At 64.7% G+C, this 23,998-nt stretch carries 22 protein-coding genes; 4 read left to right on the forward strand and 18 right to left on the reverse strand.

The genetic code is table 11. The features are described from left to right. The first annotated feature begins 59 nt into the window (after positions 1-59). Entirely contained in the window at positions 60-2,165 is a 2,106-nt protein-coding gene (locus DXH78_RS04380) for a transglycosylase domain-containing protein (RefSeq protein ID WP_115515915.1), read from the forward strand. A gap of 1 nt (position 2,166) precedes the next feature. On the opposite strand, the gene DXH78_RS04385 is transcribed toward DXH78_RS04380, so the two are convergent. The 5 genes from DXH78_RS04385 to DXH78_RS04405 all read right to left on the reverse strand — a co-directional run bounded on the left by DXH78_RS04385 (position 2,167) and on the right by DXH78_RS04405 (position 7,415). Then, on the reverse strand, positions 2,167-3,375 hold the full coding sequence (locus DXH78_RS04385) for a multidrug effflux MFS transporter (protein WP_115515916.1): 1,209 nt from the start codon (positions 3,373-3,375) through the stop codon (positions 2,167-2,169). Positions 3,376-3,418: 43 nt separating this feature from the next. Beyond that, positions 3,419-4,177 carry a M48 family metallopeptidase gene (locus tag DXH78_RS04390; RefSeq protein WP_115515917.1) on the reverse strand — a complete coding sequence of 253 codons (759 nt, stop codon included), beginning with the start codon at positions 4,175-4,177 and terminating at the stop codon, positions 3,419-3,421. 74 nt (positions 4,178-4,251) lie between these two features. Beyond that, the gene (locus DXH78_RS04395) at positions 4,252-5,580 is read right to left on the reverse strand and encodes a polyhydroxyalkanoate depolymerase (RefSeq protein WP_115517716.1); all 1,329 of its coding nucleotides are present in this window, start codon (positions 5,578-5,580) and stop codon (positions 4,252-4,254) included. Positions 5,581-5,708: 128 nt separating this feature from the next. Continuing rightward, positions 5,709-6,533: an ABC transporter permease gene (locus DXH78_RS04400; protein ID WP_115515918.1), complete on the reverse strand. Its 825-nt coding sequence runs from the start codon at positions 6,531-6,533 to the stop codon at positions 5,709-5,711. 120 nt (positions 6,534-6,653) lie between these two features. Then, complete coding sequence (locus DXH78_RS04405) at positions 6,654-7,415, reverse strand: ABC transporter ATP-binding protein (RefSeq protein ID WP_168192699.1); 762 nt, start codon at positions 7,413-7,415, stop codon at positions 6,654-6,656. 103 nt (positions 7,416-7,518) lie between these two features. Here DXH78_RS04405 and DXH78_RS04410 point away from each other — a divergent pair, with 103 nt between their 5' ends. Continuing rightward, positions 7,519-8,841 carry an ActS/PrrB/RegB family redox-sensitive histidine kinase gene (locus DXH78_RS04410; RefSeq protein ID WP_115517718.1) on the forward strand — a complete coding sequence of 441 codons (1,323 nt, stop codon included), beginning with the start codon at positions 7,519-7,521 and terminating at the stop codon, positions 8,839-8,841. 63 nt (positions 8,842-8,904) lie between these two features. Continuing rightward, on the forward strand, positions 8,905-9,480 hold the full coding sequence (locus tag DXH78_RS04415; protein WP_115515919.1) for an ActR/PrrA/RegA family redox response regulator transcription factor: 576 nt from the start codon (positions 8,905-8,907) through the stop codon (positions 9,478-9,480). Between the two features lie 49 nt (positions 9,481-9,529). Here the strand turns inward: DXH78_RS04415 and DXH78_RS04420 are convergent, their stop codons facing one another. Further along, positions 9,530-10,015 (reverse strand): MmcB family DNA repair protein, encoded by a 486-nt coding sequence (locus DXH78_RS04420; RefSeq protein ID WP_115515920.1) that lies wholly within the window; start codon positions 10,013-10,015, stop codon positions 9,530-9,532. A 94-nt stretch (positions 10,016-10,109) separates the two neighbouring features. Here DXH78_RS04420 and DXH78_RS04425 point away from each other — a divergent pair, with 94 nt between their 5' ends. Then, complete coding sequence (locus tag DXH78_RS04425) at positions 10,110-10,952, forward strand: alpha/beta hydrolase (RefSeq protein WP_115515921.1); 843 nt, start codon at positions 10,110-10,112, stop codon at positions 10,950-10,952. Here DXH78_RS04425 and DXH78_RS04430 read toward each other — a convergent pair. The 12 genes from DXH78_RS04430 to cpaB all read right to left on the reverse strand — a co-directional run bounded on the left by DXH78_RS04430 (position 10,949) and on the right by cpaB (position 23,916). Next, entirely contained in the window at positions 10,949-11,725 is a 777-nt protein-coding gene (locus DXH78_RS04430; RefSeq protein WP_168192701.1) for a sulfite exporter TauE/SafE family protein, read from the reverse strand. The two genes, DXH78_RS04425 and DXH78_RS04430, sit on opposite strands and share 4 nt — an antisense overlap. 97 nt (positions 11,726-11,822) lie before the next feature. Then, a complete protein-coding gene (locus DXH78_RS04435) occupies positions 11,823-13,040 on the reverse strand; it encodes an acyl-CoA dehydrogenase (protein WP_115515923.1) in 1,218 nt (405 codons plus the stop codon). Between the two features lie 713 nt (positions 13,041-13,753). Next, positions 13,754-14,071 (reverse strand): HU family DNA-binding protein, encoded by a 318-nt coding sequence (locus DXH78_RS04440; RefSeq protein ID WP_115515924.1) that lies wholly within the window; start codon positions 14,069-14,071, stop codon positions 13,754-13,756. Positions 14,072-14,303: 232 nt separating this feature from the next. After that, the gene (locus DXH78_RS04445) at positions 14,304-15,716 is read right to left on the reverse strand and encodes a sodium:proton antiporter (RefSeq protein WP_115515925.1); all 1,413 of its coding nucleotides are present in this window, start codon (positions 15,714-15,716) and stop codon (positions 14,304-14,306) included. A 184-nt stretch (positions 15,717-15,900) separates the two neighbouring features. Then, on the reverse strand, positions 15,901-16,431 hold the full coding sequence (locus tag DXH78_RS04450) for a tetratricopeptide repeat protein (protein ID WP_245416731.1): 531 nt from the start codon (positions 16,429-16,431) through the stop codon (positions 15,901-15,903). A 149-nt stretch (positions 16,432-16,580) separates the two neighbouring features. Then, positions 16,581-17,534, reverse strand: a complete 954-nt coding sequence (locus DXH78_RS04455) for a type II secretion system F family protein (protein WP_115515927.1) — start codon at positions 17,532-17,534, stop codon at positions 16,581-16,583. Positions 17,535-17,539: 5 nt separating this feature from the next. Beyond that, on the reverse strand, positions 17,540-18,505 hold the full coding sequence (locus DXH78_RS04460; protein ID WP_115515928.1) for a type II secretion system F family protein: 966 nt from the start codon (positions 18,503-18,505) through the stop codon (positions 17,540-17,542). 3 nt (positions 18,506-18,508) lie between these two features. Further along, positions 18,509-19,927: a TadA family conjugal transfer-associated ATPase gene (locus DXH78_RS04465; RefSeq protein WP_115517719.1), complete on the reverse strand. Its 1,419-nt coding sequence runs from the start codon at positions 19,925-19,927 to the stop codon at positions 18,509-18,511. Positions 19,928-19,932: 5 nt separating this feature from the next. Further along, a complete protein-coding gene (locus DXH78_RS04470) occupies positions 19,933-21,150 on the reverse strand; it encodes a CpaE/TadZ family protein (protein WP_115515929.1) in 1,218 nt (405 codons plus the stop codon). Between the two features lie 12 nt (positions 21,151-21,162). After that, complete coding sequence (locus DXH78_RS04475; protein ID WP_115515930.1) at positions 21,163-21,486, reverse strand: hypothetical protein; 324 nt, start codon at positions 21,484-21,486, stop codon at positions 21,163-21,165. 13 nt (positions 21,487-21,499) lie between these two features. Further along, positions 21,500-23,026, reverse strand: a complete 1,527-nt coding sequence (locus DXH78_RS04480; protein WP_168192702.1) for a type II and III secretion system protein family protein — start codon at positions 23,024-23,026, stop codon at positions 21,500-21,502. A 32-nt stretch (positions 23,027-23,058) separates the two neighbouring features. After that, a complete protein-coding gene (cpaB, locus tag DXH78_RS04485; protein WP_115515932.1) occupies positions 23,059-23,916 on the reverse strand; it encodes a Flp pilus assembly protein CpaB in 858 nt (285 codons plus the stop codon). Positions 23,917-23,998: the final 82 nt, after the last annotated feature.

A 23,998-nucleotide genomic window follows, 5' to 3' on the forward strand; every position in this document is an offset into this window, starting at 1 on the left:
GCGCGGGGATCGGCGTCCTGCGGAGACGCCGGCGTTTTGTCGAGTTTGGGTTTGCGCAGATGACGTCGGGACCGGGACGAACAGGCGGACGCCGCGAGCCGGTTTTCGATCACGCGCCCGAAGTGCGCGTGACGTCCGACGGCACCGGGCCAACCCGGCCGCGCAAATCGTCTGCGAAGAAAAAGAAATCCCGATCGAAGGCGCGCGGGCGCAAGCGCCCGTTGCTGGGTCGCCTCGCTTACTGGTCGCTGATCGCCTGCATCTGGGTCTGCATCGGCCTGACCGCCGTCGTCGGTTATGTCGGCGCCCATCTGCCGCCGATCCAGTCGCTCGAAATTCCGAAGCGCCCGCCGACCATCCGCATGCTGGACGCGGCCGGCAAGGAATTCGCCCGCCGCGGCGACATGGCCGGCGAAGTGCTGGCGCTCAAGGACATGCCGCCTTACGTGCCGAAGGCCTTCATCGCCATCGAGGACCGGCGCTTCTACGATCACTACGGCGTCGACCCTTACGGCATTGCGCGCGCCGCCGTGGCCAATATCATGCATCGCGGCGTCGCCCAGGGCGGCTCGACGCTGACGCAGCAACTCGCCAAGAACCTGTTCCTCACGCAGGAGCGCACGCTTACCCGCAAGCTGCAGGAGGCGATGCTCGCCATCTGGCTGGAGCGCAAGTTCTCCAAGGCGCAGATCCTCGAGCTTTATCTCAATCGCGTTTACTTCGGCGCCGGCGCCTATGGCATCGAGCAGGCGTCGCAGCGCTATTTCGGCAAGCCGGCCAAGCAGCTTTCGATCGGCGAAGCCGCCTTGCTGGCCGGCCTCGTCAAATCGCCGTCGCGGTTGGCGCCGACGCGCGACTACGACGCTGCAGAAAAGCGCGCACGTCTCGTGCTCGCTTCGATGTCCGAACTCGGCTTCATCACGCCGGCGAACGAAAAACAGGCGATCGCCAAGCCGCCGCGTGTCGTGGCGCAGGTCAACAGCGCGTCGAGCAACTATGTCGCCGACTGGATCATGGATGCGGTCAACGATTCGCTCGGCCATATCGAGGAAGACATCGTCGTCCAGACCACCATCGACTCACGGCTGCAGACAAGCGCCGAAAAGGCATTGGCCGATGAGCTGGCCAAGGCGCTCAAGGGCGGTGCGACGCAGGCGGCGCTGGTGTCGATGACGCCGAATGGCGCGGTGCGCGCACTGGTCGGTGGGCGCAACTATGCCGAAAGCCAGTTCAACCGCGCGGTCGCCGCCAAGCGCCAGCCGGGCTCGGCCTTCAAACCCTTCGTCTATCTCACCGCACTGGAGCGCGGCCTGACGCCGGACACCGTGCGCGTCGACGGCCCGATCAAGATCAAGGGCTGGGCGCCGGAGAATTACAGCCACGAATATTTCGGTCCGGTGACGCTGACCCGGGCGCTGGCGTTGTCGCTCAACACCGTGTCGGTGCGGCTCACCATGGAAGTGACGCCCATGGCGGTGATCCGCACCGCGCACCGCCTCGGCATCGCCTCCAAGCTGGAGCCGAATGCCTCGATTTCGCTCGGCACCTCGGAGGTGTCGCCGCTTGAGATCACCGGCGCCTATGCAGTGTTCGCCAATGGCGGCAATGCCGTCATGCCATTCGTGATCGAGCGCATCAGCACAGTCGAGGGCAAGGTGCTTTATGTGCGCCATCAGCAGCCGCTCGGCCGCATCGTCGATGCCCGCACCATCGGCATGATGAACCAGATGATGCAGGAGACGCTGACCGTCGGCACCGCACACAAGGCCGACCTACCCGGCTGGCCGGCCGCCGGCAAGACCGGTACGTCCCAGGATTTCCGCGACGCCTGGTTCATCGGCTACACCGCGCAGCTCGTCACCAGCGTCTGGCTCGGCAACGACGACAACTCGCCGATGAAGAAGATGACCGGCGGCGGCCTGCCGGTCGAGATCTGGAGCCGCTACATGCGCGACGCCCATCAGGGCGTGCCGGTCGCCGGCCTGCCGAGCGTGCCGTCGAGCGGCTTCTTCGGCAACCTGTTCGGCGGCGGCCAGCCGGCCCAGGCGCCGCCACCGCAGCCGCCCGCCGCTATTCCGGTCGCAAGCAACGAACAGCGCCAGACCACAAGCGGCGGCGGCCTCGACGGCTGGCTGCTCGACAATCTGTTCGGCAGCCGGCGCTAAATCAGACGTCGTGAATGGCGGCGTGGCTTTTGCGGATGCCGCGCGTCGCGATCCAGATGACCAGCGTCGCGACGCCCATGATCGCGACGGCCGCGGCAAGCGGCATCGCGCCCCGATCGAGCAGCAGGCCGACGAGCGACGCCCAGAGCGCAGCCACGGTCTGCTGAATGAAACCGAACAGCGATGACGCCGCGCCGGCGCGCTCCGGAAACGGCGTCATGGCGCCGGCGATCGCTTGCGGCAGCACCATGCCGAGACCCGCCAGATAGGCCGTCATCGGCAGCACCACGGCGAGCGAGGAGGAAAAACCGATATACAGGGATGCAAAGAAAGCGCCGCCGCCGACCGTCGCCAGCACGGCGCCGATGCCGATCACCGTGTCGATGCCGAGGCGAACGACAACTCGCGCGCCGATATTCGATCCGATCAGATAGCCGGCCGAGCCCAGCGCAAATACAAAACCGAACTCGAAAGCTGTCAGCCTGTAGACGTTCTGCAGCAGAAAGGCCGAGCCGGCGAGCCATGCGAGCAGCCCGGAATAGGTCGCGGTACACATGGCCAGATAGGCGCAGTAAGCGCGGTTGCGGAAAATGATGCGATACGACTGCCAGATCGATGCCACGGACACGCGCTCGGTGGCGCGCTCCTTCAGCGTCTCCGGCAGCCAGAAATAAGTGGCTATCGCCACAGTCGCGCCGATCAGACCAAGAACTGTAAACACACCGCGCCAGCCCGACGCGGCTTGCACCATGCCGCCGAACATCGGCGCCAGCACCGGCGCCAGCGCCATCACCGACGAGATGATCGACATCTCGCGGGCGGCCTGCCGGCCGGAATAGAGATCGCGCACCACCGCCCGCGACAGCACCACGCCGCCAGCGCCGCCAAAAGCCTGCAGCACACGCGCGCCGATCAGCATCTCGATCGACGTCGACATGACGCACAGCACCGTCGCGACGAGGAAAATGCCCATCGACATCAGCAGCACCGGCTTGCGGCCATGCCTGTCCGAGAACGGTCCGTAGGCAATCTGGCCGGCGGCAAAGCCGAACAGGAACAGCGAGATGGTGAACTGCACTTCGGACGGCGAGGCATGGAGCTGCGCCGCAATCTCCGGCATCGAGGGCAGATAGAAGTCGGTCGACAGCGGCCCGGAAGCGGCGAGAGCCGCCAGCAGAAGCGTCAACGCGAAAGTGCCGGGGACGAGCATGAAAACGACCGGATTGGAATTCCAGACGACGTACTAGCCGACGCTAGGCGTCATTGCCATAGCGGTGCAATTCGGCGCCGTGGACGTCGAGCCAGCTTTTGGCCCGCCGGAAGTCGGGGCAGATGCGCTCGACCTGACGCCAGAAAGCCCGGCTGTGATTCATCTCGACAAGATGAGCCGCCTCGTGCGCGGCGAGGTATTCGAGAACGAAAGGCGGGGTCAGGATCAGGCGCCACGAGTAGGACAGCACACCCGTGGTCGAGCACGAACCCCAGCGGCTCGACTGATCGCGCACCGACACCCGCCTGAGCGTGACGCCGAGCGCGCTGGCGGCACGCCGGCTCGCGATATCGAGATCGCGCCGGGCTTCCTTCTTGAGATAGTCGCGGATGCGGCGGGCGACGTGCGGCGCTTCACCGGCGACGCATAGCAGCGCCGCCTCGCCTTCGGCCTCGGTCCACACCGCGCCGCGCGCCTGCGGCCGATGCACAATGAGATGCGGTGTCCCGCGCAATGGCACAACCGCGCCATCGACAAAGGGAATCGGCTGCGGCAGCCGCGCCAGCCTTGTGGCGATCCAGGCGGCATTACGCTCGGCAAAATCGCGGGCCTGTTTGAGGCTGCCGCGCGGCGGCAACGTCAACACCACCTCCCGCCTCGCCGACTGCACTCGCAAGGTGAAGCGGCGCGCCTGCGCGTTCCGGCGCAGCGCGATGTCGAAGATCTCGTCACCGAACGAGATACTGATGATCGACGGTTCGCTGGCGCGGCGCGAGAACAGAGCGCGGAAAGGAAGCGACATGAAAGCCGAAGCCCAGGGGCAGAATCGCCTGCCGCCTCACTGTGCCACAAAGCGGCGCGTCTGATCAGCCCTGCCTAGAAGGCCCGCTTCTTGCCGCCGCCGTGGCCGCCATTGTGCGACAGCATGAAGTCGGCGATACGCGGCTGGATTTCAGCCCGGAAGCGCGAGCCGTTGAACACGCCATAATGGCCGACGCCAGGCTGCAGGTAGTGCACCTTGTCCTCGGCCGGGATGTTCGGGCACAGCACATGCGTGGCTTCGGTCTGACCGACGCCGGAAATGTCGTCGTGCTCGCCTTCGACCGTCATCAGCGCGACGCGGCGGATCTTGCCGGGATCGACCGGCAGGCCGCGATGCGTCATCTCGCCTTTCGGCAGCGCGTGCTTGATGAAGACGGTATCGACGGTCTGCAGATAGAACTCCGCCGACAGGTCCATGACGGCGAGATACTCATCGTAGAACTCGCGGTGCTTCTGAACCGAGTCGCCGTCGCCCTTCACGAGATGGGTAAAGAGCGAACGATGCGCCTCGAGGTGGCGATCCAGATTCATGCTCATGAAGCCGCTGAGCTGCAGGAAGCCCGGATAGACGTCACGCATGAAGCCGGGATGCGGAAACGGCACCTTGGTGATGACGTTGCGACGGAACCAGTCGATATCCTTGCCTTCGGCGAGCTTGTTGACTGCGGTCGGGCGCACGCGCGTGTCGATCGGGCCGCCCATCAAGGTCATGGTGTGCGGCACGTAAGGATCGTCGTTGCCTTCCATCACCGAGACCGCCGCAAGCACCGGCACCGCGGGCTGGCAGACGGCGACGACATGACAATCGCCCTGCAGCATGTGCAGCATCGAAATCACGTAGTCGATGTAATCGTCGAGATCGAAGCGGCCTTCGGCCAGCGGCACCGAACGCGCATTGCGCCATTCGGTGATGTAGACCTCATGATTGGGCAGGAAGGCTTCGACCGTGCCGCGCAACAGCGTGGCGTAATGGCCTGACAACGGCGCGACAATCAGAACCTTGGGCTGCGGGCGGCGCGGCGCGCGTTCGAAGCCGCGCTCGAAATGCAGGAGCCGGCAGAACGGCCGCTCCCACACCGAATGAATATTCACCGGGACGCGTTCGCCGCCGACCACCGTATCGTCGATGTGCCATTCCGGCTTGCCGTAAACGCGCGTGGTACGTTCAAACAGTTCGGCCGCCGCCGCCATCGACTTGCCGTAAGTCGTGTGCGCGAGAGGATTGCCGGGATTGCGAAAGAACAACTTCGTCGCGTCGGCCAAGCGGCGCGAAGGATCGAGCGCGGCGTGACCCATTTCGTAAAGCCAGTAGAGCGGTGCCGAAAGAGCGCCGCCGCTGCCGGACGGCATCGCTGCCGCGCCGTCGAATTCACCAATAGGCATGAGGTCGGGTTCCGGCTCTTCTTGCACCGCGGCACACTGTCGGTTTTGACGCACCGCGTCAACATAACGCACAAGTATGAGATTTGGGTTTACGCCCTAAAAAGCCACATGATTACATACATTTAATGCTATTCGCCGGTCTGCATCAACGAACCGTTGACACGGGCGCTCTCCAGCAGGCGAACAAAGGCATAAGCGGCCGCGGAAAACAGCACCACGTTGAAAACAAAGGCCTCGACCATCAGATCGGCGCGAAACACATGGTCGATCAGCAGCGCCCGCATGCCTTCAAACACGTAAGTAGGCGGCAGCCCCCAAGCCACGTATTGCAGCCATTCGGGCAGCACCGACACCGGGTAATAGACGCAGGTCAGCGGCAGGAACAGGAACATGATGGTCCAGGCCATGCTTTCTGCGCCCATGCCGTTCCGCAGGAGTAAACCGGCCACGAAAATGCCGATCGCCCAGCTCGTCAGGATGAGGTTGATGAAGAACGCGACGAGCGCGAGCCCGAGCCCCCAGAGATTGAAGCCGAAGAAAGCGATCGCCATGAACGTCACCGGGATCATGCCGATCGACAGGCGAATGATGCTCATGATCATCAGCGCGGCGATGAATTCGGTCGAGCGCAACGGCGACATCATCAGGTTGCCGAGATTGCGCGCCCACATCTCCTCGAGGAACGAGATCGAGAAGCCGAGTTGGCCGCGGAACAGGATATCCCACAACAACACCGCGCCGATGAAGGTGCCGGCCGCGCCGGCAGCAAAACCGGCGTTCTTGGATACATAGACCTGCAGGAAGCCCCACATCAGCATCTGAACCGCCGGCCAGTAGATGAGATCGAGCAGGCGCGGCCAGGACGAGACCAACAGATACCAATAGCGCCGCACCATGGCAGCGACGCGTTGTGGGGAAAAACTTGTGGTGGGGGCGGGGGTGATGGAGGTCATAACTTCCTCGTCATTCCGGGGCGCGGACAAAGCCCGCGAGCCCGAAATCCATAATCACAGACCGGGCGTTTGGATTCCGGGCCCACCGCTTCACGGTGTCCCGGAATGACCGACGAATACTCACTCAACCGTCTCCCGCTTTTCCCCCCGGCCGCGAGCGACATCGAGAAACACTTCTTCCAGATTTTCCCGACCGTAGCGGGCGAGCAGCCGCTCGGGCGTGTCATCATCCTCGATGTGGCCGCGCTTCATGATGATGACGCGGTCGCACAGGCGCTCGACCTCGTTCATGTTGTGCGAGGCGAGCAGAATGGTGGCGCCGGTTTCAGCGCGGTATTGCTCAAGATGACCGCGGACCCAGTCCGCCGTGTCGGGATCAAGCGACGCGGTCGGCTCGTCGAGCAGCAACACATCGGGCTTGTTCAGCAGCGATTTGGCAAGCGATACGCGCGTCTTCTGGCCCGCCGACAACTTGCCGGTCGGCCGATCCAGGAATTCGGTGAGATCGAGTTCGGAGGCCAGCGTGGCGATACGCGCCGTCATGTCGGCAACGCCGTAGAGCTGCGCGAACACGGTAAGGTTCTGCCGCACCGTCAGCCGCATCGGCATGTCGACATAGGGGCTTTCGAAATTCATGCGGTGCAGGACGCGGTAGCGCTCCGCCGGCATGGCGGCGCCAAGCACGCGCACAGTTCCCGACGTCGGCGTCACAAGGCCCATGATGGTGGCGATGGTTGTGGTCTTGCCGGCGCCGTTGCCGCCGAGCAGGCCGGTCACCGAGCCGGGTGCAATGTGAAAGGTGATGCCATCCACCGCCGCAACGCCCTTGTAGCGCTTGACGAGGTTATCGACGGCAATCGCCGCGGGTGGGGTTGTATGCATGAAGAATTCCCGGCCGTTGGCGCCAGATGTGACCCTCCGCCGCGCCGGACGCAAGAGGATTGATGGATCGGCATTTCTTCCGATTTCGGCTAAGGTCGTCGTCATGCCTCCCGCCCTCGAACTCGCCCAGCACCATCCGCGCCGCAATGTCCGCCTCGACACGCTGGTGCGCCTGCGCTGGCTTGCCGTCATCGGCCAGACAACCGCCGTGCTGGTGGTTTACTTTGGCCTCGAATTTCCGCTGCCGCTGTGGACCTGTCTCGCCGCCATCGCGCTGTCGGCCTGGCTGAACATCGCACTACGCCTGCGCTTCCACCTGACGCAGCGGCTCGAGCCCGACCGCGCCGCCTGGCTGCTCGCCTTCGACGTCGCGGAACTCGCCGTGCTGCTTTATCTGACCGGCGGCCTGCAGAACCCGTTTGCGTTCCTCTTCCTCGGGCCGGTGCTGCTGTCGGCCACGGCCTTGCCACCACGCTTCACCGTGCTGCTTGGCATCTTCGCCATCGCCTGCGCGACGCTGCTGGTGTTCGTGCACTATCCGCTGCCGTGGGACGATGCCGATCCGCTGCGGCTGCCGCCAATCTACATGGCCGGCGTCTGGCTCTCGATCCTGCTCGCCATCGGCTTCATCGGCGTCTATGCGTGGCAGATCACCGAAGAGTCGCGCCAGCTTGCCGATGCGCTGTCGGCAACCGAACTGGTGATGCTGCGCGAACAACACCTGTCGCAGCTTGACGGTCTGGCCGCCGCCGCCGCGCATGAACTCGGCACGCCGCTCTCAACCATTTCGGTGATCGCCAAGGAACTCGAGAATGCCATTCCCGCCGACGCGCCGCATGGCGACGACGTGCGGCTGTTGCGTTCGCAGGCGTCGCGCTGCCGCGAGATCCTGTCGAAGATTACCGAGCTGTCATCGACCGGCGCGCCGTTCGACCGCACGCCGGTGACCTCTCTGATCGAGGAAGTGGTGGCGCCGCATCGCGACTTCGACGTCGCCATCGCGGTCAGCGCGCCGTCGGAGCGCGAGACCGAACCGGTCGGCGCGCGCAATCCGGCGATCGTCTACGGCCTCGGCAATCTGCTGGAGAACGCCGTCGATTTCGCCCGCGAGCGCGTCGACGTTGTCACGCAATGGGACGATGCCACGCTGGAAATCACCATCACCGATGACGGGCCGGGCTTCGCGCCCGACGTGCTGGCGCGGATCGGCGAGCCCTATGTGACCACACGCCGCAGGAAACCCGACGGCAAGGACGATCAGCCGGTCGGCCTGGGCCTTGGTTTCTTCATCGCCAAGACGCTGCTGGAACGCTCTGGCGCCGCGATTACTTTCGCCAATCAATTGGCGCCGAAACACGGCGCGATCGTCAAATTGCGCTGGAACAGAGCCGATTTCGAGCGAACGGCGGGTCTTGCGGCGACTTGATTTCGCCATACAATCACGATGTGTTACCGGTCTTAAATAACCGCGATGGAGGAAACTGACCGCATGGACGCCGCCGCCGAAACGATTGAAGCACCGCTGCCGCTCGACAATATTGCCGACCGCTCGGTTCTGATCGTCGAAGACGACAAGTCGTTCCTGCAGCGCCTGGCCAAGGCGCTTGAACAGCGCGGCTTCGAGGTGACAACGGCCGAATCAGTGTCGGACGGTTTGATGCAGGTCGAGAAATCGGCGCCGGCTTTCGCGGTGGTCGATATGCGTCTCGGCGACGGCAACGGCCTCGACGTCATCTCCGCACTGAACAAACAGCGTCCCGACGCGCGCGGCATCATCCTTACCGGCTACGGCAACATCGCCACCGCCGTGACCGCGGTGAAGCTCGGCGCCGTCGACTATCTCGCCAAGCCGGTCGATGCCGACGACGTGCTCGCCGCGCTGCTGGCGCATGAGAGCCCCAAGATCGAGCCGCCGGAAAACCCGATGTCGGCCGACCGCGTGCGCTGGGAACACATCCAGCGCATCTACGAACTGTGCGGTCGCAACGTTTCGGAAACCGCGCGCCGGCTCAACATGCACCGCCGCACCCTGCAGCGGATCTTGGCCAAACGGGCGCCGCGGTAGCGTTCTTTCATTCCGGTTGGCGCTGAATGCGCGAACCCGGAATGATAAATTAAACAAACTCCCCATACGGCCCGTTCGGGTCGATGAGCGATTGCAGGCGCAGCGCGGCGGCGCGCGCAATCAAGAGCAGCATCGCTTTACGCGTCGCGGCGGCGAGCTTGTGCTGCGGCGCTTCGCAATGGAATGCGGCGCCGAAGGCATCGGCCACGATCAGCCCCGTATCGGGCGGGAAGATTTCGCATGGAACGTCCTGCGAGGTGGCGAAGAACAGCCGGTCGCAATGCGCCCGATAGTCCTGCCACTTCTGATCGGCGCGGAAATCGGCGACCGAAGATTTGATCTCGACGATCCAGACCTCGCCATTGGTATTGAGCGCCGCCAGATCGGCTCGGCGGCCGGACGGCAACGGCAGTTCGCTGACCACGCAAAAGCCGTGCGCGTGCAGCAGCCGCGCGGTGCCGCGCGCCACCGCCAGCGCGGTTTCCGATTGCCGGCCGTCGACCGGCAGGACCAGAGGCTTGATGAGAGCGGACATGGACGGAGTTTAGCGCATCGCGCCGCCGCCCGCACGTCCCTTGCTCGGCGCTGTTCCATACGCCAGTGTCAGCGGAAAACCCGGAGAGAGCGAGATGGCCATCGACTACGAGAAGGAATACGACAACCGCGCCCGCGTGCCGGAGCATCCGCAGATTTTCGCGCGCTGGGAGGCTGAGGCCAAGGCCTATCGCGGCGCCCGCACCGACGCGCAGATCGGCCTGAAATACGGTCCGTCGCCGCGCCAGACCATCGATTTCTTTCCGGTCAACGGCGCCGACGCGCCGCTCGCCATGTTCATTCACGGCGGCTGGTGGCGCGCGCTGTCGCCGGTGTCGTTCAGCCAGATGGCCAAGGGGCTGAACGCGCATGGCATCGGCGTCGCCGTGATCGGCTACGACCTGTGCCCGACCGTGTCGATCGCCACCATTACGGACCAGATGCGGGCGGCATGTTTGACGCTATGGCGCAAGCACAAGAAGCACATCACGGTTTACGGTCATTCCGCCGGCGGGCACCTGACCGCCTGCATGATCGCCACCGACTGGAAAAGCCTTGAGCCGTCCGCGCCCGCCGATCTGGTGCCGGCCGGCTACGCGATCTCCGGCGTGTTCGATCTGGCGCCGCTGACGCACGTGTCGTTCAACGCCGACCTGAAACTCGACGATGCGGAAGCGCGTCGCATGTCGCCGCTGTACTGGACGGTGCCGCAAGGCGCGATGCTCGACGCCGCGGTCGGCGGCATCGAATCGAACGAGTTTCTGCGGCAGAGCAAAACGATCGCCGAGGAGTGGGGCAAGCGCGGCGCGCAAACGCGTTACGAGCCGATCGCCGGCGCCGACCATTTCACCGTACTCGATCCGTTGACCGACGCCGACAGCGCCATGACCCGGCGCATCGTCGAACTGGCCCGACATACGGCGGCGAAGGATCGCTAGAACCAGTATTCCCAGGCGAAATACACCGTCAGCAGCGCGCCGATCACGGTGACGGCGATGCGCATGACGTGGCGCGGCGCCACCTTGGCGAGCGCGGCGCCGATCTGGCCGCCGATGATCGAGCCGGCCATCATGATAAGGGCCGGCATCCAGACGACGGCGCCCTTGACGATGAAGACGGCCGCGGCCGCGAAGGTGTTGAGACCGCCCACCAGATTCTTCGCGACATTGGCGGAGCGATAATCGCCGCGGGTCGCGACCGACATGACACCGAGGATCAGCACACCGACGCCGGCGCCGAAATAACCGCCATAGACCGACACCGGCAGCAGCACTTTCAGATTGGTGACGCTGAAGTCGATGGCGCGGCCCTTGCGCGCGGCGCGCGCCTGCGCCCATTCGCCGATCGGCTTGGCGAAGGCGAACAGCACCGTGGCGAAGCCGAGCAGCAGCGGCACGAGTACGGCGAAGAGACGCTGCGGCGTCGCCAGCAGCAGCCCCGCACCGAGCACCGCGCCCAGCATCGAGGCCACCACCATGCCGGCGAAGGCACGATCGAGCTTCGGCAACTGGCCGCGGTCGGACATCGCGGCCAGAAATACGCCGGGAAAGGTCGAAACCAGGTTGCAGATGGTCGCGGTCTGCGGGGGGAGGCCGGCGGCAAGCAGCGCCGGGTAAGTGATGACCGCAGCGCCGCCGACCAGGGACGTCAGAAGCCCGCCGCCAATGCCGGCAAAAAACAGCATAGAGGCGGTGTGGAGGGTTATTTCCATTGGCATGTCATGCCCCGCGAAAGCGGGGCATCCAGTACACCGCAAAGCTCAGGTGACGACTGGATCGCCCGCTTTCGCGGGCGATGACGACGTTCACTTAGAAAAACGCCTGAATGCCGGTCTGCGCGCGGCCGAGGATCAGCGCGTGGATGTCATGCGTACCCTCGTAGGTGTTGACCGTCTCGAGGTTCGCGACGTGACGCATCACGTGATACTCGCTCGAGATGCCGTTGCCGCCGTGCATGTCGCGGGCGACGCGGGCGATGTCGAGCGCCTTGCCGCAGTTGTTGCGCTTCATCAGCGAGATCGACGGCGGGGCGGCGCGGCCGGCTTCGATCATGCGGCCGAGGCGCAGACAGCCCGCCAGGCCGAGCGCGATTTCGGTCTGCATGTCGGCGAGCTTCTTCTGCACGAGCTGCGTCGCTGCCAGCGGCCGGTTGAACTGCTTGCGGTCGAGCGTGTACTGGCGCGCGGCGTGCCAGCAGAACTCGGCGGCGCCCATGACGCCCCAGGCGATGCCGTAGCGCGCATTGTTGAGGCAGCCGAACGGACCCGACAGTCCCTGCACATTCGGCAGGATGTTCTCTTCGGGAATGACGCAGTCGGCGAGCACGATCTCGCCGGTGGTCGAGGCGCGCAGCGACAGCTTGCCCTGGATCTTCGGCGTCGAGAAACCCTTGGTGCCGCGCTCGACGATGAAGCCGCGGATGACGCCATCGAGCTTGGCCCACACCACCGCGATGTCGGCGAAGGGCGCGTTGGAAATCCAGGTCTTGGCGCCGTTGAGCTTGAAGCCGCCGGCCACCTTCTCGGCGCGCGTCACCATCGAGCCCGGATCGGAGCCGTGATCCGGCTCGGTGAGGCCGAAGCAGCCGACCATCTCGCCCGAGGCGAGCTTGGGCAGATATTTGCGGCGCTGCTCCTCGGAGCCATAGGCATAGATCGGATACATGACGAGCGAAGACTGCACCGACATGGTCGAACGATAGCCGCTATCGACGCGCTCGATCTCGCGGGCGATCAGGCCGTAGGCGACATAGCCGAGGCCCGCGCCGCCGTATTCCTCTGGAATGGTCGGGCCGAGCAGGCCGAGCTTGCCCATCTCCTTCAAATTGTTCGGATCGTGCGTCTCGTTGAGATAGGCCTCGGTGACGCGCGGCATCAGGTAATCTTCGGCGAAGCCCTTGGCGGTGTCGCGCACCATGCGCTCTTCCTCGGAAAGGTCGAACTCGAGGCCGAGCGGGTCCTCCCACTGGAAGTCGCGGTCCTTCAAGATCGAAGGCTTGGCGGGGCGCTTCTCGGCGGCTTGCGACATGGAAACTCCTTTGGGACGGCCCGGGACGGAACAAGTGCGGACGTCATTATAGGCCGAAATGGCGGCGGGCAAGAGCGGGCGAAATGCTGCGGACGCGCGTCATCGCCCCTGTTGTTGAGTGGCCCGGGGTGGCCTGCCTTCCCCTCTCCGTCCCCGGCAAAAGCCGGGGGGGATGGAGCGCCGCGAGGCGCTCTTTGTGGATCGCACCTTGTGGGTGCGAGGCTTCTCCCTGCGACAGGAGAAACCCGCGCCCCGCGGCGCTCCATCGCGGTGTCTTGTCGGCGCACGGGCCGCGCTTTCGGCGGCTGATCTGCCTTTCGGCAGGTAGCACACGCCGTCAGCAAGCTCCTTGCGGGAGGTCCTTGTGCCTCCGGGCGGAGCCCCGTCGCCGCCCGAGCCCGGAGGATACGTCCTCCCCCGGCCGCGGGCACCGCGTCCTCTTCCCACTGAAACGACGCCTCATGACAGCGCCCCCGGCCGGAACAGGACGATAGTGTATATAGTCCTATATGAGGTCGCCGTCAAGAATAAAATCCGCCCCCCCCTTCCGAAGAGCATCGCGCCAGCGACGCTCCTCAGGATGAGGCCGGTTGGATGCCTCGCCCGCAGCAAACGCTCTTCCCCTCTCCCACAAGGGGAGAGGGAAGGAAGAAAAACAAAAACCCCGCCGGACATGTCCGACGGGGCTTTGCATGCCAGAAGGATGCGATCGATCAGATCGCTTCCTTGAGGTCCTTGGCGGCGCGGAACGCGACCTTCTTCGACGCCTTGATCTTGATCGCTTCGCCGGTCGCCGGATTGCGGCCCATGCGGGCGGCGCGCTTGCGAACCTGGAGAATGCCGAGGCCGGCGATCTTGACCCGCTCGCCCTTCTTCAGATGCTTGGTGATCATCGCGACCAGCTCGTCGAGCATCTCGACGCCCTGCTTCTTGGTCAGCTGGTGCTGCTCGGCCAGAGCGTAGGCGAGCTGCTTCAGGGTGACCGGCTTGGCAGCCTTCGGCTTCGCCGAGGCCGCGGGTTTCGTAGCCATAGATAAGCTCCTTCAAGCGCAAAATGCGCTGTTTGAAGCACTATGAGATTCGCCAATTAACGCAAGCGATTGCCGCGTATTGGGGGGCGGATAATCACAGGAAGCTGTGATTTAGGCCCTTGGATAGGGCATTTTCAGCACAGATGGGGCCGCCAGGCCCCATGCCGCAGGGCTTTTTGGCGGTATGATGGCGACGAAACCGCCGCCCCCGGCAGGGCCGATTCGGCCTCCATCACCGGAAGAAGATGACGGTGATCAGCACGAACAGCGGCAGCAGGATCGCGCCCGACCACGCCATGTAGCCGAAGAAGCTGGGCATCTTGATGCCCCGCTCCTCGCAGATCGACTTCACCATGAAGTTCGGCGCATTGCCGATATAGGTGTTGGCGCCCATGAACACGGCGCCGGCCGAGATCGCCAGCAGCGTCTTGAACAGCGGCCCCATCAGCGCCTGGGCGTCGCCGCCGGCGAGATTGAAGAACACCAGATAAGTCGGTGCATTGTCGAGGAAGCTCGACAGCGCGCCGGTCAGCCAGAAGTAAGCGGCGTTGATCGGCTGGCCGTCGGCCGCGGTGACGAAGGCGAGCAGCGGCGCCAGATGCCCGTCCTTGCCGGCGCGCAAAATTGCCAGCGCCGGAATGATGGTGATGAAGATGCCGGCGAACAGGAACGCCACCTCCTGGATCGGCGCCCAGGTGAAGGCGTTCTCGATGCGGATGTTACGCCGGGTCGTTCGCCATGACAGGTAAGCGAGCGCCAGCAGCACCACGTCGCGGATCAGACCTTCCAGTGGAACGGCATTGCCGAAACCAACCGGAATCGAAATGCCCGGCTTCCAGATGCCGCTGAACAGCACCGCGCCGACGATGCCGGCGAGATAGAGAACGTTGTGCAGCCCCTCGATCCTGATCTCGCGCTCGGCCGGATGCGCCGCGCGCCGGTGGCGTTCCTGACGCCAGTAATAACTGTCGATGGCGAAGAACAGCGCCAGCAGGATTACGGCCGACACCGCCATCGGCGGGAACATGGCATTCAGCGTCCAGAGAAAATCGACGCCCTTGAGGAAGCCGAGAAACAGCGGCGGATCGCCGAGCGGCGTCAGCGAGCCGCCGATATTGGCGACGAGGAAAATAAAGAAGACGAAGACGTGGACGTTGCGATCGCGGTTCTTGTTGGCGACGATCAGCGGCCGGATCAGCAACATCGACGCGCCGGTCGTGCCGACCACGCTGGCAGCGAAGGTGCCGATGGCCAGGATCGACGTGTTGGTCGCCGGATTGCCGGCGAGATTGCCGGCGACGCGAATGCCGCCGGAGACGACGAACAGCGCAAACAGCAGAATGATGAAGGGCAGATATTCAAGCGCGGCCGTGTGCACCAGCTCGGTCGCCGTCACCGGAAGCCCGAACAAAATGGCGCAAGGGATGAGAAACACCACCGCCCAGAAGGCCGACACCTTGCCAAAATTGTGTTCCCAGAAATGCTGGGCGAACAGCGGGAACAGTGCGATCGACAACAGCATGCCGACAAATGGCAGCGCCCAGAGGAGGCTCATGGTCGCGCCGTCAAGATGCGCGCCTTCGGCGGCCAGCGCATGGCCGGACAACGCCGCGGTCAACAGCGCGGCACAGACGATCCGTTTCATCAGTTCCTCCCCCCGAGACTGCGTTATTTCTGCCCGCAATATTCGGAGGAGGCAAGTTGATGATCCACTCCCGTTACTCCGGACGCCGCGACAGCGGCGATCCGAAATCCAGCGGCAGGGTCAAAATGCGCTGCTGGATTCCGGGTTCGCGCGTTACACGGCGCCCCGGAATGACGGAGAGTTCTTATTCGATGGCCTTGGCCCGGCGCGCACTTTCCTCAAGCAGGCGCAAATTGCTCAGCACATAGGTGTTGCCGGGCGCGCGCCGCCGCGCTTCCTCGAGCTTCTGGCGTGCCCGCGCGGTGTCCCCACGCAGCATGTAGGAGTAGCCCTGGTTGTTGATGATCTCGACCTTGGGGCCGGCCAGCCGGATCGCCTGACCATAGGCGCGGTCGGCCAGATCGAAGCGCTTCAAGTGATCGTAGGAAGCGGCGAGATCGAGCCACGCCTCGGCATCGTTGGGATGCTGTTCGACGGCGCGGCGGAAATGTTTTTCGGCCATGCCGTAATTAGTTGCGCGAAAGTAGGCCTTGCCGGTGGCAAGATCGTCGGCCGGATCGGCGCCGAGCAGCCGGCCGGCCGGCGTCGGCTCGCCGAACGGCGCCGTGGTCTCATCCTGCGGCGTCGCCGCGGCGAAGGCATCGGCGCCGGCTTTCTCACCGGCATCCGAGAATGAATCGCCGACCGTGTTGCAGCCCGCAAGCACAAGGCTCACGCACGCCGCCAGCACGAGCCGGCCGAAAACCTGACGCATACAACCCCCGAGCAACCTTAACCGATGCCGATCAGACTAGTTGACGCGAGTTAATGCTCATGCCGGACGGTAACGGGAAATTACCGACAATTTTCCGCATCATTTGCGGATCAAAAGTAACCGCCGGATGACAAACGCACGATCACCGGCAGCAGGATGACGACGAACAGCACCGGGAAGATGCAGACCATCATCGGCACCGACAGTTTGGCCGGCAGCGCATAGGCTTTCTCCTCGGCCCGCGCCATGCGCTTGTGCCGCATGTCGTCGGAATAAACGCGCAGCGCGTCGGTGATCGAGGAGCCGAGGTCGATCGACTGGTTGATCAGCGTGGCGAAGGCGCGCGCTTCGTCCAGCGCCAGCCGGTCGGCGAAGCGCTCCAGCGCGTCCTTCAGGTTGCGGCCGGCGCGGACTTCCAGATTGGTCATGTGAATGTTGGCGGTGAGCGAAGGATAGCTCTCGCCCATTTCGCGGCAGACGCGCTCCAGCGCCGCTTCCATCGACAGGCCGGCATTGGAGCAGACCACCAGAAGATCGAGAAAGTCCGGGAAGCCGGAGCGGTGCTCCTCGGTGCGCGCCGAAATCCGTTTGTCGATATAGACGCTGGGGCCGACATAACCGGCGACGCCGCCGACCATGACGGCCAGCCATTTCATCGTGCCCTGCAGCGGCCAGACCAGCGGCAGCAGAAAGAACGCCGCCGCGGCCAGCAGGATCGCAAGCAGCGTGCGCCCGGCAAAGAACAGCGCCACGCCCCTGGAATCGTAGATGCCGGCCTGGATGAGACGCCGGCGCAACACACGCATTGACTCCTCGTCGGCCGAATAGTGCTTGTTGGTGTAGTCGATGATGCGGCCCACCGCCTTGGCGCTGGAATAGCGCAGCGCGTTGCGCGAATTGCGCGGCGCGTCCATGAGACGGGCGTGGCGGCGCTTCACCGAGACACGCGCGCGCGTCACCGCCATCACCGCGAAGGCCAGCGTGCCGGCGGCGAGAAACACCAGCAGCGTCAGCAGCACGCTCTGGCTGTCACGAAACGTGCGGGCAACGATATCCGCGAGCATGGCGGTCAGATCCTGAAATTGACCATCTTGAACATGATGATATTGCCGATGCCCATCCAGAAACCGGCCGCGGCAAGGCCGATCTTGGTCATCGGCTGGTGCCAGACGCTGGCGTAGAAATCCGGCACCATGAACTGGATGACGAAGAACATCAGGATCGGCAGCGACGACAGGATCATCGCCGAGGCGCGGCCTTCGGCGGCCAGCGCCCTGACCTTGCGTCGCATCTTGAAGCGCAGGCGGATGACGCCGGACAGGTTCTCCAGAATCTCGCCGAGATTGCCGCCAGTCGAGGTCTGGATCGCCACCGCGGTGACGAACAGCGGCAGGTCGTCGGTGCCGACGCGGAAATAGAGATTGCGCATCGCGGTTTCGAGATCGGCGCCGTAGGTGATTTCATCGCCGACGATGCCGAACTCCGAGCCGATCGGATCGGCCATTTCGCGCGCCACCATCGAGATCGCCACCGGCACCGGATGACCGGCGCGCAGCGAACGCACGATGATGTCGAGGCCGTCGGCGAATTGCGCGCCGAACATCTTCTGGCGGCGCGCGCGCATGAATTTCAGCACCAGGATCGGCAGCACCAGAGTGGCGAAGACGGCGGCCAGCGCGGCATGGCCGACATTGCCCTCGAACACCGCGACGCCGGCGAAGACGGCGATGGCGCCGATGACGATGAACAGAAGAAGGCGGTTAAGACCGATGCTCAGACCGGATTGCAGCAGCAGCCGATTGAGATCGAAAAAGTTGAACCGGTAATCGCCGGCCGCGGTCAGGCCGCGCTCGCGGCGCAGCTGCACCAGCACGCTTTCGCGGTCGGCATTGGCGTCGACGACCTTGAGCCGGCGGTTGATGTTCTTGCGGTACGAACCGGCATTGTAGAAGGCCAGATACATGCCCTCGGCGAACATCGCCGCCGACAGGCCGATCAGGATGTAGAAGAGATAAACGGGGTTGAGATCGAGCATGGACTAGAGCGGCTTCGACGGATCGAAATAGGCGCCCGGCAGCGTCACGCCATGGGTCGCCAGTTCGGCAAGGAAACGCGGGCGCACGCCGGTTGCCTGAAAATGGCCTTCGACGGCGCCGTCCGGCCCGGTGCCGGTGCGCACGAATTTGAAGATCTCCTGCATCTGGATGATGTCGCCTTCGAGCCCGGTGACCTCGGCAATCGACGTCACCTTGCGCTTGCCGTCGGACTGGCGCGACAGCTGCACCACCATCTGCACCGCGTTGGCGATCTGGCCGCGAATCGAGGCCACCGTCATCGGCAGACCGGCCATGCCGATCATCTGCTCCAAGCGCGTGATGGCATCGCGCGGCGTGTTGGCGTGGATGGTGGCCATCGAGCCTTCGTGGCCGGTGTTCATCGCCTGCAACATGTCGAAGGCTTCCTCGCCGCGGCACTCGCCGAGAATGATGCGGTCCGGCCGCATACGCAGCGCGTTCTTGACGAGGTCGCGCTGGCGGATTTCGCCTTTGCCTTCGACATTGGGCGGCCGCGTTTCCATGCGGCCGACATGCGGCTGCTGCAGTTGCAATTCCGCGGCGTCCTCGATGGTCAGCAGGCGCTCCTTCTCCGAGATGAAGGCGGACAGCGCATTCAGCATCGTCGTCTTGCCGGAGCCGGTGCCGCCGGAAATGATGGTCGAGATGCGCGCCTTCACCGCGGCGGCCAGCACCTCGGCCATTTGCGGGCGCAACGCGCCGACCTCGACCAGGCGCGACAGGTCGAGCTTCTTCTTGGAGAACTTGCGGATCGACACCAGCGGGCCGTCCACACCGATCGGCCGCACCGCGACGTTGACGCGCGAGCCGTCCGGCAGGCGGGCATCGCACAGCGGATGCGATTCATCGACGCGGCGGCCGACCGCCGAGACGATTTTATTGATAATGCGCAGCAGATGCTGCTCGTCCTTGAAGCGCACCGGCAGCGGCTCCAGAACGCCGCCGCGCTCGACATAGACGCATTCATGGCCATTGATGAGAATGTCGGCGATGCTCGGGTCCTTGAGCAACGGCTCAAGCGGGCCGAGCCCCGTCATCTCGTCGAGAATTTCCGAGACGAAGTCGGCCAGTTCCTGCTGATTGAGGGCAAGGCGCTCGGCCAGCACATATTGCGTGACAAGCCCGAGCACCTGGCCACGAACTTCCTCCTCCGGCAGCTTGTCCAGCGCCGACAGGTTAATCTCCTCGATCAGCTTGCGATGCAGGCGTACCTTGGCGTCGAGCAGCTTGGACGAGAGCAGCGGATTGGCCGCGGGCTCGGCCGGCACGGGCACCGCCGGCGGCACGATGCTCGGCGCCGTCACTTGCGGCATGGCAACCGTCGGCTCCGGCGTGGCGGGTGGCGGCGATGGCGCGCGGCGCAGCGAGAAACGTCCGCTCATGGTCACTACCCCGTCGCCAGCCTGAGTTTCTTCATCAGCGGCTTGACGCCGCCTTCGGCCTTGGGCGCGCCGATCACGATCTTCTTCAGTTCGCCCACGATCTTGTTGCCCGGCTGCACTTCGTTGAGCGGCACGCCGCGGTCGATGGCTTCGCGCACCAGTCCGTAATCGTTCGGCAGCGTGTGGAGCGGCGTGTCACCGAGCGCCCGCGCGACGTCCGACAGGCGCAGGCCGGAATTGAACATCTTCTGCTGGAAGCGATTGACGATGACCTGCGGCGACGGAATTTCGGCGAGCCGCTCGGTGATGGCGCCGACAAGCTGCTTGGCGTGGCGCAGGCCCGGCACCGTCGCTTCGGTGACGACGTAAAGCTTGTTGGAGCCGAGCAGCACGCTGTCGGTCCAGGAGAACCAGGTGCGCGGCATGTCGAATACGACATAATCGAAATGCGCCGAGACAAGATCGAGCAGGCGCATGACCACGTCGGGATCGAAGGAGCGCATTTCCGCCGGCCGGTTCGGCGCCGCCACCACGGCGAGACCCGACGGGTGATAGGACAGCATCACTTCGAGAAGCTGGCGATCGAGGCGGTCCGGGCGCGGCTCGATTTCGGCCAGGTTCAGCCGCGGCTCGAGATCGAGATAGTCGGCGACGGCACCGTGCTGGAAATCGAGATCGACAATGCAGACCGACGGCTTGGCGCGCGCCGGCGCGCTGTCGAGCAGCAACAGCGCCGTCTGCACCGCCAGCATGGTGACGCCGGCGCCGCCAACGGCCGGCAGGAAGGTGACGATCTGCGCTTCCTTGGCGGGACCGGCCGCGGACGGCTTCTTGCCAACGCGGGCGCAGGTGCGCACCAGATCGAGACCGGACACCGGCTTGACCAGAAAGTCGGCGACACGAAGCTGCATCAGCGTGCGCGCCAGATTGGAGTCGAAGCTTTCCGTCACCGCCACCACCGGCGGCCAGGCGCCGGTGCGTGCGGTCAGCCGCGACAATGCGGCGAGTTCGTCGGTGCGGCCGATATCGAGATCGACCACGACAACGGTGGCGTCTTCGATATTGAGCGTGTCGGCAAGCGACGACAGCGGCCCCGTCTCAATGACGAGATCAATGGCGCTGGACGCGCCGAAGGTGCTGCGCGCCATGGCGCCGAAGTCGGCGTCCGGCGTAGCGATGACGACGCGGGTGCGGGATTCGTGCGGCGGTGAAACGTGACGCATGGCGGTTCGGGCTTACTTCACCGGCGCCGATTGCGCGTTCACCGTTGGGCCGAGCGGCGCCGCATTCGGTGTTGTTGGTGCCGGCGCCGCCGCCACCGGATCGGACGACAGACCCCGCGGCCGAATGACCCGACCCGTGCGATAGTGCGTCATCGCAGTCTGCATCGCCGCACCGTCAAAGGCGATGTCGCGGTTTGCCGCCACCGCCGGCCACGGATCGACCATCTGCGTTACCTTGTTGGTCTGCACCGCATTGCCCGACTGCCGCGACAGCGTGTCGGTGCGGTCGAGATATTCCGAGCAACCGGCCAACGCGAGCAGTGAAGCCAATGTCATGGAGTGCAGGAGCTTACTGAATGGCGGCATTGGATATCCATTTCGGCATGTCGAGCATATGGCCTCCGGCAACGGGCACCGGCTCGGCGGCGGTCGCCATGCGCGGTTCGGCGAAGGTAGCCGGATTGCGCCTGCCGCCCTCGTTGCGGGGAAGTTCGGTCTTTCCCATCAGGAAGAAGTCGACGTCATTCGGCGGACGCGTGTCGTCGGTCGGCGCCTTGATCGGATCGCCCGGGCGCGCCGGACGGACGATGCGCGGCGTGACGATGATGGCAAGATCGGTCTCATTGCGCTGATAGGACTTCGACGAGAACAAGGTGCCGAGCACCGGCACCGACCCGAGCCATGGCATTTGTTCGAGCTGGTTCTGGCCGTTGTTCTGCAGCAGGCCGCCGATCACGAAGCTCTGGCCATCGCGCAACTCGACCGTGGTCGAGGCGCGGCGCACGGTGAGCGCCGGCACCGCAACGCCGGCGGCCAAGACCACGGTCCGCGAGGCGTCGATAGCGCTCACTTCCGGCTCGATCTTCATGTTGATCAGGCCGTGGCTCAGCACCGTCGGCGTAAAGGCAAGGCCGACGCCGTACTTCTTGTAGTCGACGCTGATCTGGCCAAGTGTACCGGCGACCGGGATGGGATATTCGCCGCCAGCGAGGAAGCTCGCCGTGTCGCCCGACAGCGCCACCAGATTCGGTTCGGCAAGGCTGCGCGCAACGCCCTTCGTCTCCAGGGCATTGATAAGCACATCGGTCGAAACGCCGCTGGCGACGATACGGCCGATCATGAAGCCGAAAGGCGAGCCGCCGGACAGCACGCCGGCGGACGTCGAGGCAATGAGCGGAAGGTTCGACGCCGGCTGGCGCGAACCGATATTGGCGATGCTCTGATCACCGAAGCGGTTCCACTGCACGCCGAGATCGCGGCCGGCGGAGCGCGAGATTTCGATGAAGCGCACCTCCAGCATGACCTGCTGCGGCGACATGACCGACACGGCATTGATGATGTCCGGCCCGAACTGGCGAGCGATGGTCACCGCCTGATCGAGCGTGACGGCATCCGGCACCTCGCCCGCGAGCATGATGCGGCCGTTGACGGCGGAGGCACGCAACTTGGCCTGCGGAAAGCGGCGGCGCAGTTCGTTGACCAGACGGGAGACGTCGTAGGTCACCTCGACGTCGTAAATGCCGACCAGCCGCTTCTGCTCGTCATAGATGGTGACGCGGGTGGTGCCGATCTTCTTGCCGAGGATCGACAGGCTGCGGTCGGTCAACGGGTTGACGTCGGCGACATCGGGATCGCCGACAGCGATGCTGACGAAGCCGGCGCTGGTACGAACGTCGAGCGACTTGCCGACGATGACGGAGACGTTGGACGTGCCCGCCAGTTCGACCTCGCCGGCACGGCGCGGCGCCGCCTTGGCATCAATCGCGGCGAGAAACAGGCTGGCGGCGAGCGCAATGCCGGACGCCAATGCCAGTTCACGCAGCACCTTGCGCAACGCGCCGTCATGCGGGACCGGCTGCACCTGGCTCATCGTCATTCTCGTCTCTCGGGTGGATTGGTTCATCGTGATCAGCGTCCCGCGGTTTCAGCCAAGGCCCGGGCGGCGCGGCCGACCGCCTCGACCGGCACCGTGTAATCCTGCTTGGCGGCGGCGCGCGTCACCGAGATGGTCACGGTCGTGGAGGCGCCGGTGTCGACGACCGGCTCCGGCGAGGAGAGGTCGTTAAGCGTGATCTTGCGCGTGCGCACCTGCGCGGTTTCGCCAGCCTTGCGCAGCAGCAGCGACAGGTTGCCCACGGTGGAGGCGAGCCAGACCTTCTGCGCCTCGACCGTATCGACCTCCAGCGTCACCGACTTGGCGACCGCCGCCTTGGTGGCGCGTTCATCGGCGCTCTGATCGACCGCGAGCACGCGGCGGTTTTGCAGCACGATCTCGGTGGTTGCCTGACCCTTGTCGATCGACCGCGTCAGCACGATGTCGACATACTCGCCGGGCAGCACGAAGCCGCCGACGCCTTCGACATCGTTGACGCGGATGGTGACGGCTTTCATGCCGGGCTTGACCAGCGCGGAGAGCGTTGCGCGTTCGCCGGGACCGGTGATCTTGACGCCAAGCACCGGCTCATGCGCCTCGATGGCGCTAAGCACAATGCGGCGGCCGCCTTTGAGTACGTCGCCGATTTTGGCGAAGGCGCCGACCGGCGCCGCTTCCGACGGCCACGGCAGTTCTTCCAGCATGGCCGCGGTGAGTTCGGCGCCATAACGCAACGGCTGCTTGGCGACGACAACGGTTCGCGCCGGCGCCTGCGGCGCCACCGCCTCGACCTGACGGTTGGCCTGATTGGCGAGCCAGACCTGCGCAATGAAGACGGCGATCACGCCGAACACCAGGGCGAAGCCGACCATAACGAACGTGCTGGCACGCATTGAACAAAACCTCGCTTCGCGGCCCGCTTTTCAGGCCCGCGAGACCACGGTAATCGGAGCGATGCATTGAATTACTAACGGC

Source organism: Undibacter mobilis, from assembly GCF_003367195.1.
In the GTDB taxonomy this organism is placed as follows: Bacteria; Pseudomonadota; Alphaproteobacteria; order Rhizobiales; family Xanthobacteraceae; genus Pseudolabrys; species Pseudolabrys mobilis.

Bases quoted from the DNA above. Each gene is read 5' to 3' on its own strand.
- DXH78_RS04480 (WP_168192702.1), bottom strand. From the start codon at position 23,026: ATGACGATGAGCCAGGTGCAGCCGGTCCCGCATGACGGCGCGTTGCGC.
- DXH78_RS04435 (WP_115515923.1), bottom strand. From the start codon at position 13,040: ATGTCGCAAGCCGCCGAGAAGCGCCCCGCCAAGCCTTCGATCTTGAAG.
- DXH78_RS04405 (WP_168192699.1), bottom strand. From the start codon at position 7,415: ATGCATACAACCCCACCCGCGGCGATTGCCGTCGATAACCTCGTCAAG.
- DXH78_RS04400 (WP_115515918.1), bottom strand. From the start codon at position 6,533: ATGACCTCCATCACCCCCGCCCCCACCACAAGTTTTTCCCCACAACGC.
- DXH78_RS04460 (WP_115515928.1), bottom strand. From the start codon at position 18,505: ATGCTCGATCTCAACCCCGTTTATCTCTTCTACATCCTGATCGGCCTG.
- DXH78_RS04470 (WP_115515929.1), bottom strand. From the start codon at position 21,150: ATGCGTCACGTTTCACCGCCGCACGAATCCCGCACCCGCGTCGTCATC.
- DXH78_RS04390 (WP_115515917.1), bottom strand. From the start codon at position 4,177: ATGTCGCTTCCTTTCCGCGCTCTGTTCTCGCGCCGCGCCAGCGAACCG.
- DXH78_RS04440 (WP_115515924.1), bottom strand. From the start codon at position 14,071: ATGGCTACGAAACCCGCGGCCTCGGCGAAGCCGAAGGCTGCCAAGCCG.
- DXH78_RS04420 (WP_115515920.1), bottom strand. From the start codon at position 10,015: ATGTCCGCTCTCATCAAGCCTCTGGTCCTGCCGGTCGACGGCCGGCAA.
- DXH78_RS04445 (WP_115515925.1), bottom strand. From the start codon at position 15,716: ATGAAACGGATCGTCTGTGCCGCGCTGTTGACCGCGGCGTTGTCCGGC.
- DXH78_RS04385 (WP_115515916.1), bottom strand. From the start codon at position 3,375: ATGCTCGTCCCCGGCACTTTCGCGTTGACGCTTCTGCTGGCGGCTCTC.
- DXH78_RS04410 (WP_115517718.1), top strand. From the start codon at position 7,519: ATGCCTCCCGCCCTCGAACTCGCCCAGCACCATCCGCGCCGCAATGTC.
- DXH78_RS04380 (WP_115515915.1), top strand. From the start codon at position 60: ATGACGTCGGGACCGGGACGAACAGGCGGACGCCGCGAGCCGGTTTTC.
- DXH78_RS04415 (WP_115515919.1), top strand. From the start codon at position 8,905: ATGGACGCCGCCGCCGAAACGATTGAAGCACCGCTGCCGCTCGACAAT.
- DXH78_RS04475 (WP_115515930.1), bottom strand. From the start codon at position 21,486: ATGACATTGGCTTCACTGCTCGCGTTGGCCGGTTGCTCGGAATATCTC.
- DXH78_RS04425 (WP_115515921.1), top strand. From the start codon at position 10,110: ATGGCCATCGACTACGAGAAGGAATACGACAACCGCGCCCGCGTGCCG.
- cpaB (WP_115515932.1), bottom strand. From the start codon at position 23,916: ATGCGTGCCAGCACGTTCGTTATGGTCGGCTTCGCCCTGGTGTTCGGC.
- DXH78_RS04430 (WP_168192701.1), bottom strand. From the start codon at position 11,725: ATGGAAATAACCCTCCACACCGCCTCTATGCTGTTTTTTGCCGGCATT.
- DXH78_RS04395 (WP_115517716.1), bottom strand. From the start codon at position 5,580: ATGCCTATTGGTGAATTCGACGGCGCGGCAGCGATGCCGTCCGGCAGC.
- DXH78_RS04455 (WP_115515927.1), bottom strand. From the start codon at position 17,534: ATGCTCGCGGATATCGTTGCCCGCACGTTTCGTGACAGCCAGAGCGTG.
- DXH78_RS04465 (WP_115517719.1), bottom strand. From the start codon at position 19,927: ATGAGCGGACGTTTCTCGCTGCGCCGCGCGCCATCGCCGCCACCCGCC.